Source organism: Paenochrobactrum gallinarii, from assembly GCF_014205685.1.
Classification (GTDB): Bacteria; Pseudomonadota; Alphaproteobacteria; order Rhizobiales; family Rhizobiaceae; genus Paenochrobactrum; species Paenochrobactrum gallinarii.
Map to the genome: position 1 here is coordinate 280,601 of NZ_JACIIU010000001.1, position 12,206 is coordinate 292,806.

Annotated in this window: 11 protein-coding genes and 1 riboswitch; of the genes, 4 read left to right on the forward strand and 7 right to left on the reverse strand. The window is 48.7% G+C overall.

All coding sequences use genetic code 11. The annotated features are described in order from the left end of the window. Positions 1 to 3: 3 nt before the first annotated feature. From cobU to FHS77_RS01370, 7 genes are all read right to left on the reverse strand, one after another. Positions 4 to 522 (reverse strand): bifunctional adenosylcobinamide kinase/adenosylcobinamide-phosphate guanylyltransferase, encoded by a 519-nt coding sequence (gene cobU / locus FHS77_RS01340; protein WP_184218860.1) that lies wholly within the window; start codon positions 520 to 522, stop codon positions 4 to 6. Positions 523 to 527: 5 nt separating this feature from the next. Next, entirely contained in the window at positions 528 to 1,241 is a 714-nt protein-coding gene (locus tag FHS77_RS01345) for a CbtA family protein (protein WP_184218862.1), read from the reverse strand. A 90-nt stretch (positions 1,242 to 1,331) separates the two neighbouring features. Further along, positions 1,332 to 1,520 (reverse strand): CbtB domain-containing protein, encoded by a 189-nt coding sequence (locus FHS77_RS01350; protein ID WP_184218864.1) that lies wholly within the window; start codon positions 1,518 to 1,520, stop codon positions 1,332 to 1,334. A 50-nt stretch (positions 1,521 to 1,570) separates the two neighbouring features. Continuing rightward, positions 1,571 to 1,800: riboswitch (cobalamin riboswitch) on the reverse strand. A 60-nt stretch (positions 1,801 to 1,860) separates the two neighbouring features. Next, positions 1,861 to 3,327 (reverse strand): cobyric acid synthase, encoded by a 1,467-nt coding sequence (locus FHS77_RS01355; protein ID WP_184218865.1) that lies wholly within the window; start codon positions 3,325 to 3,327, stop codon positions 1,861 to 1,863. A gap of 416 nt (positions 3,328 to 3,743) precedes the next feature. Further along, positions 3,744 to 3,881 carry an entericidin EcnAB gene (locus FHS77_RS01360; protein ID WP_184218867.1) on the reverse strand — a complete coding sequence of 46 codons (138 nt, stop codon included), beginning with the start codon at positions 3,879 to 3,881 and terminating at the stop codon, positions 3,744 to 3,746. A gap of 177 nt (positions 3,882 to 4,058) precedes the next feature. Beyond that, complete coding sequence (locus tag FHS77_RS01365) at positions 4,059 to 4,334, reverse strand: hypothetical protein (protein ID WP_184218870.1); 276 nt, start codon at positions 4,332 to 4,334, stop codon at positions 4,059 to 4,061. A gap of 131 nt (positions 4,335 to 4,465) precedes the next feature. After that, complete coding sequence (locus tag FHS77_RS01370; protein WP_246431190.1) at positions 4,466 to 6,832, reverse strand: mechanosensitive ion channel domain-containing protein; 2,367 nt, start codon at positions 6,830 to 6,832, stop codon at positions 4,466 to 4,468. Positions 6,833 to 7,199: 367 nt separating this feature from the next. Between FHS77_RS01370 and FHS77_RS01375 the strand changes: the two genes are divergently transcribed. From FHS77_RS01375 to FHS77_RS01390, 4 genes are all read left to right on the forward strand, one after another. After that, complete coding sequence (locus FHS77_RS01375; protein ID WP_184218876.1) at positions 7,200 to 7,571, forward strand: hypothetical protein; 372 nt, start codon at positions 7,200 to 7,202, stop codon at positions 7,569 to 7,571. Between the two features lie 133 nt (positions 7,572 to 7,704). Next, positions 7,705 to 10,230 (forward strand): protein translocase subunit SecD, encoded by a 2,526-nt coding sequence (gene secD, locus FHS77_RS01380; protein ID WP_184218879.1) that lies wholly within the window; start codon positions 7,705 to 7,707, stop codon positions 10,228 to 10,230. A gap of 103 nt (positions 10,231 to 10,333) precedes the next feature. Continuing rightward, complete coding sequence (locus tag FHS77_RS01385) at positions 10,334 to 11,296, forward strand: lysylphosphatidylglycerol synthase domain-containing protein (RefSeq protein WP_184218882.1); 963 nt, start codon at positions 10,334 to 10,336, stop codon at positions 11,294 to 11,296. Positions 11,297 to 11,482: 186 nt separating this feature from the next. Continuing rightward, the gene (locus tag FHS77_RS01390; protein ID WP_184218885.1) at positions 11,483 to 12,043 is read left to right on the forward strand and encodes an alpha/beta hydrolase; all 561 of its coding nucleotides are present in this window, start codon (positions 11,483 to 11,485) and stop codon (positions 12,041 to 12,043) included. Positions 12,044 to 12,206 lie beyond the last annotated feature (163 nt).

A 12,206-nucleotide genomic window follows, 5' to 3' on the forward strand; every position in this document is an offset into this window, starting at 1 on the left:
AGTCTATCCCTTCATTTTCAGCGACAATCCTGCCGCCATAAAGTAAACTTCCCGAGCTTTTTCAGCGACACGCTGATGTAAAAAACCCGCATAGTCCCTAAATTCCCGTGCCATCCGGTTGTCAGGCACAATGCCCAATCCCACTTCATTGGAGACAAAAAATATCTCACCGGACAGTTTGGGAAAAACCTCTAAAAGCCGCGTCGTTTCAGCTTCAATGTCGCGCTCTGCCATCATCAGATTGGTGACCCAGAGCGTTAAACAATCAACCAGCACGAAACGATTTTGCGAAGCCGTTTTCAACAATGAGCCCGCCAGATCAAGCGGTTCTTCAACCGTTGTCCAGTTCAGGCCACGTCTGTCTTGATGAATATTGATACGCGCGCGCATTTCATCATCATAAGCCCGCCCTGTAGCGATATAAAATGGCTCCAGACCAGAGCTTTCTGCACAGTTTTCAGCGTATTTTGATTTTCCCGAGCGAGCGCCGCCGAGAACAAGGGTAATTTTTCCCGACGGCATGCTTATCAAGCCTCGATTTCTGCGGATGCGTAGGTCTGCACCAGCCAGCCAAGCGCCAGACCAATCACCACCCACATGAATAAATTCGTGGCTGTGGTTGCCACTGCATATTGCGATGCCAGCAGTGACGGGATCGGTGAAGAAATATCTTCCGGATGTGGTGCACCATAAAGATGCGGTGCAACAATAGCGACAAGACCTAAAATCTTCGCCCAGATTTCAGCGCGCAACACGAGAAGATAAAGGCCGATTGCCGATAGAATAACAGTCACAACCCACCAAAGCTGACGCTCTGCCAGATCGGCTGCCGGCATGGCTGGCAATTCCGGTGAAAGCCCTAGAGACGGCAGAAATGACACCGCAAAAAAACCGGCAAGTCCCCAATAAATGCCGTTTTGCTTGGTCACACGACGTCCCAGCAATAAAGCCGTGCCGCCCAAAGCCAGCGCAAAGCCGCCGCAAGCAACTAAATTTGCCAGAATTGTATTGCCAAGACGTCCGAAAGGCAGTTCAGCGCCTTCTACTTCATCCTCAGCATCACCATGGCTATGTGGTGCAGCCGCTTCTGACGCCTCACCATGATCATGGCCGCCGGATGCGTCTTCATAGGTTTCAGCCTGCAAAATCAGCGGCACTGTCTTGATATACATAGCGGGCGTCATCAGCAGGCCTGCAATCAGACCAGCTGCTAAAACTGCCAGTAAATAACGAATATACATAGTTCCCCCATAGTGAAATAAACTCACGCTTGCGTGAGCATCACTTCATCAACCAAAATGAATTAACCCCTCAAAATTCCGAGCGGCAACTTAGTGACAAGGGAACCCATAAGAGTGGCGCATATCATGAGCAGAATCATGCAACATGTCAGAATGAGCCAATCCAACACCATAGATTAAGAAAACGCCAAGAATTAACGCAACAAGTGCAGTGCCCAAACGGGCAGCAAGCGGTGTGGAAAGCACATCCGATGCGCTATTATTTGTGTGTGCAGCCATGACAACCTCCGTGCAGGCAGCAGGGAAAACCTCCCCTTAGGTGCAGGCAATATGCCCTTTGCAAACAGGCAGGTCTCCTGGCTCGCGGGTCGTGAAGATGAAGCCGCCTTCCCGGTTTCCCAGTGGCCGCCGGTTTCGCTAAAAAACCAGCTTGGCAACATCCCTCACCGCTCTACAGTCGCGGGGTCGGCTGCTATCAAAATGCTTATACAAGCATTTCACGCATTCCCTCTTCGTTCATCAATTTATCATGATGAAAACCTGATGCAATAAGCTGACATTATGCTGTACGCCTGCGATCGTCAATCAACTTAAGGCTTCGCAGATTGTGGATGAAGGTTTAAATTTTGACCGGCAAACTTAACTGCAATAAGGCATCCACATCGATAAATTGCTCAAGATTTTCTGCAAGCTCGTTCAGGGCATCGTCAACGCTGGCACGATAATTAAAACCAACGCCATGCACACCAAGCTCAGCCAGCAGTTTTGCCCTGAAACTATCGGAGGCAAAAAGCCCGTGTAAATAAGTACCAAAAATGCGGCCATCAGCTGAAACCGCCCCATCAGAACGTCCGTCCACCAAGGCAAATGGGCGAGCACAATCAGGCCCATGGCTCACACCGCAGTGAATTTCATAACCATCAACCGGCACACCATAGGCCACCGCTGTGCCCTGCACCTGGCCAAGTGTTTTTTCAGCCTTCATAACGGTTTCTATTTGCAGCAGCCCTAAACCTTCAGCATCAGTCGTATCGCCGTCAATATGTTCCGGATCACTGATGTTTTGCCCCAGCATTTGATAGCCGCCGCAAATGCCAATCACATGGCCGCCGCGCTTCACATGATCGTGGATCTGAGCGTCCCAGCCATTTTCACGCAAACGCTTTAAGTCACCAATGGTAGACTTGGTGCCAGGCACAATAATCAGCCCTGCATCGGCAGGTATTGGCTCACCTGCCCGCACCATCACCACTTCAACATCCGGCTCGGCTTTTAAAGGATCAAGATCATCAAAATTAGCGATTCGATCCAGCATCGGCACCGCAATTTTCAACGCTTTCGTTTGAATACCCGCCATGCGTTCCAACCCGACTGAGTCTTCGGCAGGCAAACGTGCCACCGCCTTCAACCATGGCACCACACCAAAAGACGGCCAGCCGGTAAATTCGGTGACGGAGCGCAAACCATCATCAAAAAGCGTCACATCACCACGAAACTTATTAATCAGAAAACCGGCAATCATAGCGCGGTCCTGCTCGGGCAAAATCGTATGCGTACCCACCAGCGAAGCAATCACACCGCCGCGGTCAATATCCCCCACCAGCACAACCGGCACGCCGGCCTTAGTGGCAAAGCCCATATTGGCGATATCGTTTTTACGTAAATTAATCTCAGCCGGAGAGCCGGCACCTTCCACCAGCACAATATCAGCACCATCACAAATATGCTGCCATGACTGCATTACGGCATCCATAAATTGTGGTTTCAAACGCTGATAGTCACGCCCCTTGGCTTGCCCTCGCACTTTCCCTTGCACAATGATCTGGCTGCCGGTCTCAGACTGCGGCTTTAATAATACAGGGTTCATATGAACACTGGTCGGCACACCACAAGCCAGTGCCTGCAACCATTGTCCACGGCCTATTTCGCCGCCATCATCGGTAACGGCTGCATTATTGGACATATTTTGCGGCTTGAACGGGCGCACTTTAAGCCCGCGATTGCGCATCACACGACAAAGACCGGCCACAAGAACCGTTTTGCCAACATCAGAACCAGTACCTTGAAACATTATCGCGCGTGTCATGATTGTGACCTATCGCAATCGGCACGCTCTGCATAGAGGCCAAACAAATGTGCGTCCAAAGAATTGTTAAACGCATCTCAGAATCAAACACTCAATTCTTCACATAAGTGACACTTGATATTTACCACTCTTTAACAAACAGAGGCTTTTCAGCCAAAATAACAGCCAAAAAAGTGCAATCTTTAGACTTACTTAAGCTTCTGATAACCATCCGGTAAGAATGTCCTGCTAAAAAGATTATCGAGACGGCAACAAACCGCCTCGATGCTCCGGATAAGGTATTGCGTACCGGAGCCTATAGTATTTCTCACCAGTGTATTGGTCGGTGAGAGCCATGCGTTTGTTGGCAAGGCCGTGCATCTTCGGATAGCGCGGTTTTTGCCATTTTACATGCCGATTTAATATAAACGAAACTATTAGTTTCTGACGGTATCTTCAACCGCTTGAGCGGTTCCCTTCACGTCACGCCCCACACCGCGCACAGTGTTGGCACATGCAACCAATGTAAAAGCGACAAGAACAATAGCTATCGGGGCAAAGCGCGAGATTTTCATTCTTTTACGTCTCCGTTGTAGCATTTAAAAAGTGAAATACTCTCATTAACGAAGAAACAGGCTCTTGGTTGCCTCATAGAAGAAATATTTTTCATTTAAACATGAAAAGCCCGCAAGCATTCATGCTTGCGGGCTTAATTCTGCTTCACGCCAACAATAAAGGTGACACTTGTAAAATTATTTAATCTTTGCCTGACCACCGCTGATCGTCACGGCTTCACCGCCACTCAGCGCTTCACGGTCACCATTTGGCATCGTTACGAAACAGCCTGAAGGGCAAAAGCTAACAGTATCACCGGGTGCAATGACCAGCTCTTGCTTCGATGCACCTTCGGTCACAACAATGGTCTGGGCTGATCCGTCACTGTTGGTCACAGTCGCAGCCGCCGCGTAAGCAATCAATGCTCCAGAAAGCGCAACAGTCACCCCAATGACTTTACCGAATTTGATCATTTTGCTTCGATGTCGCCATCGCCCCTTTTTGGATCAGGCGCCGCTTTTGCTGCACCCTGTCTACTCTAGTAATGCTAACTCTATAGAACACTCAAGCTGAATGTTACCTGAACAAATTGATACATACCTGATCAGATGTCAGCATCTTTCTGAACCACAGCATTTTCTTCTGCCTCAGCTTGAGCTTCGGCTGCTGCGGCTTTTTCCATTTCAATTTCTTTATTAAGCTTATGTAAACGCTCAATGGCAGTAAAGCGCAACTCGTTTCTGATATCGACGGTACTCGTAATATCAGCTAAAAACGCATACATATCAAAAGTAAGCTGCCAATGCGTCACCGTCGTCAGCGCCACATAAGGCGCCGGATTTTTCAACACCGACGGATTGGAACGCACCACATCCAACAACAATGCGTGAACGCGGCGCGGCTCATCCATCATCGGAATCTGGAAGTTAATCTCGATACGGCCAAGCTTGTTATGATGTGTCCAGTTGCCGACATTGCCATTAATTAAAGTCGAATTTGGCACAATAATCGACTGGCGCTGGAAGGTTTCCACTTCTGTGGCACGCACACTGATCTTTTTAACCGTACCGCTAACTGTTCCGGCCTCCACCCAGTCGCCCACTTTAAACGGACGTTCTGCCAGCAAAATCAGACCGGAAACAAAATTCTGAACAATATTTTGTAAGCCAAAACCGATACCAAGCGAAAGACCGCCAGCTATAAGCGCCAGATTGGAAAGATTGAAACCGGCAGCCGAAATACCAACCAATGCCGCTAAGCAAAGCCCGATATAGCCAATCACTGTGCGGATGGAATTACGCACCCCGACATCAACACGGCCACGCACCATCACGGTCGTGTCAAGCCAGCGCTGGAACCAGCGGGTAAAGAAGTAAACCACCAAAAATAAGATAATGCCGGTGAGAATACCCGTTAGCGAAATGGAAAAGTCACCAATGCTGAAACCGGTCATCAGGCGGAAGAACGTATCTTTCAACTCGCTCCACTGGAAACCAAACTGCATCAGGATCAGTGGCAGACCGATGAGCAACACCATCAGATTGATCATAATGCCAACAATCAATCCGGCCTGATCCATCGAACTATCGTCAAGATTAAACTTGTTTTGCAGCCCGTGGCCAATTTTGGTTGACTTAAATGCCCCTTCTTCAATGATGGCACGCGCCGTCAAAAAGCCCAGATACATCATGATTAAGAACGCACCACTCACCATGAACTGCTGAGATGCAAAACGGGCAAATCCGATATAACCACACAATGCGCTGACAACAAGAATAGCACCCAGCGTAACAAGCAGAATTTTTGCCAGTTTCGGCCAGCTATGCACTTCGCCGTCGTCTTCACTCTGGATTGGCTTTAGCAAGGCAATAAAAATAATCAGCGCACCGATCAGCAGCGAGGATAACAAACTCTTGGCAACGGTCAGCGACAACGGCGAAGATAAAACCTGATTAACTGTGCTGAATACATAATCCAACCCGTTGACCAAAGCAGCCGTTGTTGCCAGCACCAGCAAGACTTTGCCTGAGCGCGGCGCAATCGGCATCAACCGCCATGCCGGCATATCATGGCTGATCACCGCTTTTGACATGCGATAAATAAAATAAACCAAGCCGGCTGAACTAAAAACTGACCGCAAAATCAGCGCTATATCGCTGCGAAGCACATTAAAATAATCAAGCAAGAAATAAGTAGTAGCGAAGAAAACGCCCAATGCGGCAGATGGAATGAGTGTCGACCAGAAAGCTACCGACAGACGGCTTAAATAAGATGGGCTTTCGACCTCAGGGTCGCGTTGATAAATCGTGCCGAGGAAGTAACGCGCCCCCAACTCCAAAAGAACCGCTGCTACAAGCGCAAAGAAAGTGGCCGCCAAAAAAGAATTGAGCTTGAAAGATACAACAAAACGCCACCATGAGCGGACGATCCTGCCCAATGCTGTCAGCTGATCACTGGCAGCCGTTGTCACATTATTGCCCAGTGAATAATCAATCTGCACACGCTGAGACAAAGTACCGGTGAAAAGATCACGCCGGATCGTGATCACTTTATTGCTTAAACGATTAACCTGAAGGGACGCATCTTCCGTTTCCCCCAGCACCGCATTGATTTGTGCTTTTTCATTGGTAAGACGCGCGCGCTCTTCGGTTACCACCTCAGCTTCGCTTGGTTGCCCTTCTGCCGGTGGCGAGCCCAATTGTTCAAGGCGCGAATTAATTTCGGTCAGTCTCGGACGAAATGAGACCCCGGCATCCAGTAACTTACGGGAGATTTCATCAAGCTTCAGCTTGATACCGGCAAGTTCCTCATCATTGGTAAGGTTTTGTTCCAGCCTCGCTTCCAGCTGGGCAACAGATTGCTTCAACTCATTGATAACAGGGCGTTTTTCATCCGCCACAGTTTCGGCTAAAACCGGCGCAGACAGAGCCGCTATAAGCCAGATAAAAGATAAAACGAGAAGCTTTGGCATAAATAACCGGTTCAATTTTCTCACTCGTATTACCCTTTTACAATCATCAGCAATAGGCATTGTATTGATGCTTTTATAAAGCAGCATCATTTGGCAAAATACATATCTTTTCAATCAAAAAACATAATTTGCTTATATTGAAAATCCAACGCAAGCATAGGCTAATTTTGCCCATGGGTTAAGATAATGGTTGTATTTTCCTTGTGGGCACGCACACAGTTGGTTAATGAGGATTCTCAATCGGATTTCTATGTGTTATCCATAGGCGCACTTAGAGAGCTTCAAATTGTAACGCAAACAGCACAGGCCCCAACTTTTGGCAAAGCATGTGAAACATAGATTGAATAAACAAGCACATGATTTCATCATGCTTTTTTCGATTCTGGTTTCATTTCTGACGCTGTTTCTGATCGCACAATTCAACGCTTCTTCTGATGTTCAAAGCCAGACAATCCTCCAGCTTGATGCAATCAGTCAAACGGATTTGCGGATAACAGCCAACGGGCGGCATCAGTCTGCACCGGCCAATCTGCCATCACGCTCTTCTGTTGCCGAACTTTATCAGAATAAATTCAAGCCCCAGCGCTTTGATCATGCTGACCCGTTTCTTGGTGCTGTTCTTCATGATTTTGCCGCCGATTATTTCTCCGGCCTGCAAATCATCTATTTTACAGAAAAACTAATTGCTCTGCCCGTAGCCTCTACAGGCGCACGCGCTCCACCGTTTTTCGCGCGGTAATTATTCTTCTGTACTAACCGTTCAAGCAAGCCTGACACGTTTTTCTGACAATTGTCATTCATTCAAGCTTGCAGCCACCCATAAGCTGTTATCCTGAACCGTTCAGGCTGACAGCCCTATCCGGATAAAAACTATGCGCACATCCAAATGGGCCATTGCCTTTTATAGTCTGATCGTCCTGATCGGGCTTATTATTGCATTGCCTAACTTCTTTACCCAGCAACAGCTTGATGCAATGCCAAGCTGGTTCCCTAAAAGACAAGTCACACTTGGTCTTGACCTTCGCGGCGGCTCCTATCTTGTGTTGGAAGTTGATGCAGCAGGTTTGAAAAAAGACCGTCTGCGTTCCATGCTTGATGATGCGCGTTCAAAACTGCGTTCAGAACGTATCCAGCCACAGTCCATCCGCATTGCCGGTGATTCTGTAGTGGTGGTTATCCCTGATGCAGATACCCGCCAAAAGGCAGACACAGCACTGCGTACGCTGATTACTCAGGTTAACTCCAACAGCTTTGGTGCTGCGATCAACGATATCGAAGTTGTTCAGTCAGACAACCAGATCCGCCTTAATATGACGGAGGCAGGCTTCCAGTATCGTCTGGATGCCGCACTGCAACAGAGCCTTGAAATCATTCGCCAGCGTGTGGATCAGGTCGGCGTTGCCGAGCCTTCCATCCAGCGTGTTGGCGCTGACCGCATTGTGGTTCAGCTTCCAGGCTTGCAAGATCCGGCACATTTGCGCCAGTTGCTTGGCTCCACCGCAAAAATGACTTTCCATATGGTCGCTGATGCTCCGGTTAATGACACGCCGCCTCCGGGCGTTTCCATCCTCCCTGATGCAAAAGACGGCATGCAATATCCGATCGAGGATCAGGTTGCACTCAGCGGTGAGCGTCTGACTGATGCCCGCGCCGGTTTTGACCAGCGCACCAATGAACCAATTGTCTCATTCCGGTTCGATTCTCTGGGCGCACGACAATTCGCCGAAATCACCACAAAAAACGTTAATCGTCCTTTTGCCATCGTGCTTGACGGTAAAGTTTTAAGTGCGCCGGTTATCCGCGAGCCGATCACCGGTGGCTCAGGCCAGATCAGCGGTAATTTCACGGTTGAAGAATCCGTGGTTCTGTCTGCACTTCTGCGTGCCGGTGCGTTGCCTGCACCTCTCACCGTGATTGAAGAACGCACCGTTGGCCCTGATCTTGGCGGCGATGCCATTAAAATGGGTCTCTACACGGGTATTGCCGGCTTCTTGCTCGTTGCCGTCCTGATTATCGCTCTTTATGGTGTATGGGGGCTGATTGCCAATGTGGCACTCATTCTGCACACTATCTTGACCCTTTCAGCACTCAGCCTTCTTGGTGCAACGCTGACCTTGCCGGGTATTGCCGGTATTATTCTGGGTATTGGTATCGCCGTTGACGCTAATATTCTGATTAACGAACGCATTCGCGAAGAAACCCGTAAGGGTATGGGAGCGATGGCCGCTCTCGATAAGGGCTTCAAAATTGCCTATTCCACCATTGTGGATGCCAACGTCACCACTTTGATTGCCACTATCCTGCTATTTATGTTCGGCACGGGGCCCGTACGCGGCTTCGCAGTCACTATGATGCTGGGCATTGCCATTTCCATGTTCACCGCGATCACCATCGTACGTGTCATCATGGAATGGGTTGTTCGCCGCCGTAAAATCAAAGTGCTGAATATCCAGCCAGTTATTACTTTCGTACCTGAAAACACGAACTTCAAATTCATGAAGGCTCGCTTCTTCGGCATTGGTGTTTCTATTGTACTGTCGCTTACCTCGATCGGCTTGTTTATTGCACCGGGTTTGAATTACGGCATCGACTTTAAGGGCGGCATTCAAGCGGAAATAATTACCTCGCAGCCTGCCGATCTGGCACAATTGCGCTCAACGCTCACCGATTTGAAACTCGGTGAAGTCGCGCTGCAAACAGCCGGCAGCCCAAACAATGTACTGATCCGCCTGCAGCGTCAGGATGGCGGCGAAGAAGCTCAGTCAGTAGCCGTTGCCAAAATGCGTGAAGCGGTTCAGACGCTTTATCCGGATGTGAAAATCGAACGTACAGAAGTTGTGGGGCCAAAAGTCTCCGGCGAACTGGCACGCTCCGGTATCATTGCGGTTGTTCTGGCAGCCATCGCGATGCTTTTCTATATTTGGTGGCGTTTCGAATGGTATTTTGCTGTGGGTGCGATTACCACTCTGGTGCTGGATACCACCAAGCTCGTCGGCTTCTTTGCGCTGATGCAACTTGATTTCAACCTTACAGCCATTGCTGCCCTCCTCACCTCCATCGGATACTCCGTCAACGATAAGGTGGTGGTATATGACCGTATGCGCGAGAATATGCGCCTCTACAAATCCAAACCACTGCGTGAAATCATTGATATGAGTATCAATCAGGTGCTTGTCCGTTGTGTTTACACCTCGATGACCACCTTCCTCGCAATGGCTCCAATGGCAATTTGGGGCGGCAGTGCTGTCGAAAACTTCGCCCTGCCAATGCTGTTTGGTATCTTTATCGCAACCAGTTCTTCCATCTTCATTGCAGCACCAATTCTGCTGTTCTTGGGTGACTGGTCGATTAAGCGTCAGAAAAAGGCTGAACAGGATCAGGCTGCTATTGCATCCTGATTTGATATCCGCGGGGCTGAATTAATCCTCAGCCCCGCCACAATTTAAGAATTTATGTTCGGGAGGGGAAATAGATGATTGTTATGAAATTGGCGAGCAGGGCATGAAATTTAAAGACTATATATGGCCGGTCATCGGTCTCATTGCTGTCGTTGTATCTGCATGGCTGCTTTATAAAGAATTGCGCAGTATTTCGCTGGATGATGTCATAGACAGTCTCTATGCCATCCGCGTTCATCACTGGGTTCTGGCTGCGGCTTCAGCGCTTGTCGCTTATAGTTCGCTGGCCGGTTACGATCGTATCGCGCTTTTACATCTGCATCGCAAAATTTCGTGGATTTTCATCGCCCTTTGTTCTTTCACCACTTATGCCCTCTCCCACAATATCGGCGCTTCGGTTATATCGGGTGCAGTGGTGCGTTATCGCGCTTATTCCTCACAAGGTCTGCCGGGCAGCGAAATCGCAGTTCTGATTGCCTTTTGCTCCTTCACATTTATTCTCGGCGTCATCATGACATCCAGCATCGTCTTGCTGCTGGAGCCGCATATTCTGCAACGTTTTAGTGAAGATCTTCCGCCACATCTGGCCGTCGGCATCGCCATTGTTATGCTGGCTTTTGTGCTTCTTTATGTTTTTGGCAGCTGGCTGCAACTGCGCCCGCTCAAAATCGGCAAGTTCCGCCTTGAATATCCGCGTTTAAGCGTTGTTGCCCAGCAATTAATTGTAGCACCTGTCGAACTCATCGGCGCGGCTGGTATCATTTATTTCGCACTTCCTGAGGCTGGAAATCCGGGCTTTTTGATCGTGCTTGGTATTTTTCTGGTGTCTTTTTCTGCAGCTCTGATTTCCCATGCACCGGGCGGCCTCGGCGTGCTGGAGCTCGTTTTCATGACCGGCCTACCAGATATGGATCCCGCCGATGTGCTGGCCGCCTTAATCGTCTTCCGCCTGCTTTATCTGCTCATTCCCTTTGGCTTGTCACTTATTGTCGTACTGGTATTTGAGAAATCACAATTTTCCAAAAGCTACTACAAAACACAAACACCTGAAAAACACGATCATTAAACCACCTTCTTTCGAGCCGTATATTCAAAACACCTTTAATATACGGCTCAATAGAATATAATTTAATTATTTTACCAATTATTAGTTTTATAATCCTTATTTACCCCAGCAAATCCCCCTAGAATGAAATCATAATTCAACAACCAATATTTTTGGCTGTGTATTTTTCATCCAGAGGGTTAAGACATGTCGGCTACTTTAATTATTCCCGGTTTCAAGGGATCTGAAGCAGGTCACTGGCAGCGCCAATGGCTTGAAGATGATGATAACGCACAAATTGTCGAGCAGGATGACTGGCATTATCCGGTTCTCTCCGAATGGCTTTACAAGCTGGAAGCAAAACTGGTTGAAAATCCGGGCGCTGTGCTTGTTGCCCATAGTTTGGGCTGCATTCTGGTCAGCCATTTGAGCGGCCGCCCTGCTGCCTCTCATGTGGCAGGTGCGCTGCTGGTGGCACCCGCTGACGCAGAAACCATGGCAAAAAAGGATGCTCGTTTTGCAAGTTTTGCGCCATTGCCGCGTGAGCAGCTAAGCTTTCCGTCCATCGTGGTAGCGAGCCGCAATGACGAATATATGAGCTTCAATAAGGCACAAGCCCTGTCAAAACTGTGGGGTACCGGTTTTATTGATCTGGGTTTTTCCGGCCACATCAATCCCGCCAGTGGTTTTCATCATTGGCCGGAAGGTGCCATTCTGGCGGCAGGCCTTCATAATGCGCAACCAGAACAGCAATTGCGTGCCGGTTAAAACTTGTGCTGTCCGGCGGATAAAACAAACTGCCGGACACCATCATATTATCTGATAATAATAATCCAACACATCAGCCCTACCCCATTGCAAGCGCTGCTTTTTCATGTCAATTCACGTTTGTGATGACAAAACAGAGCAGATTACGCTTGGCAAACACGCA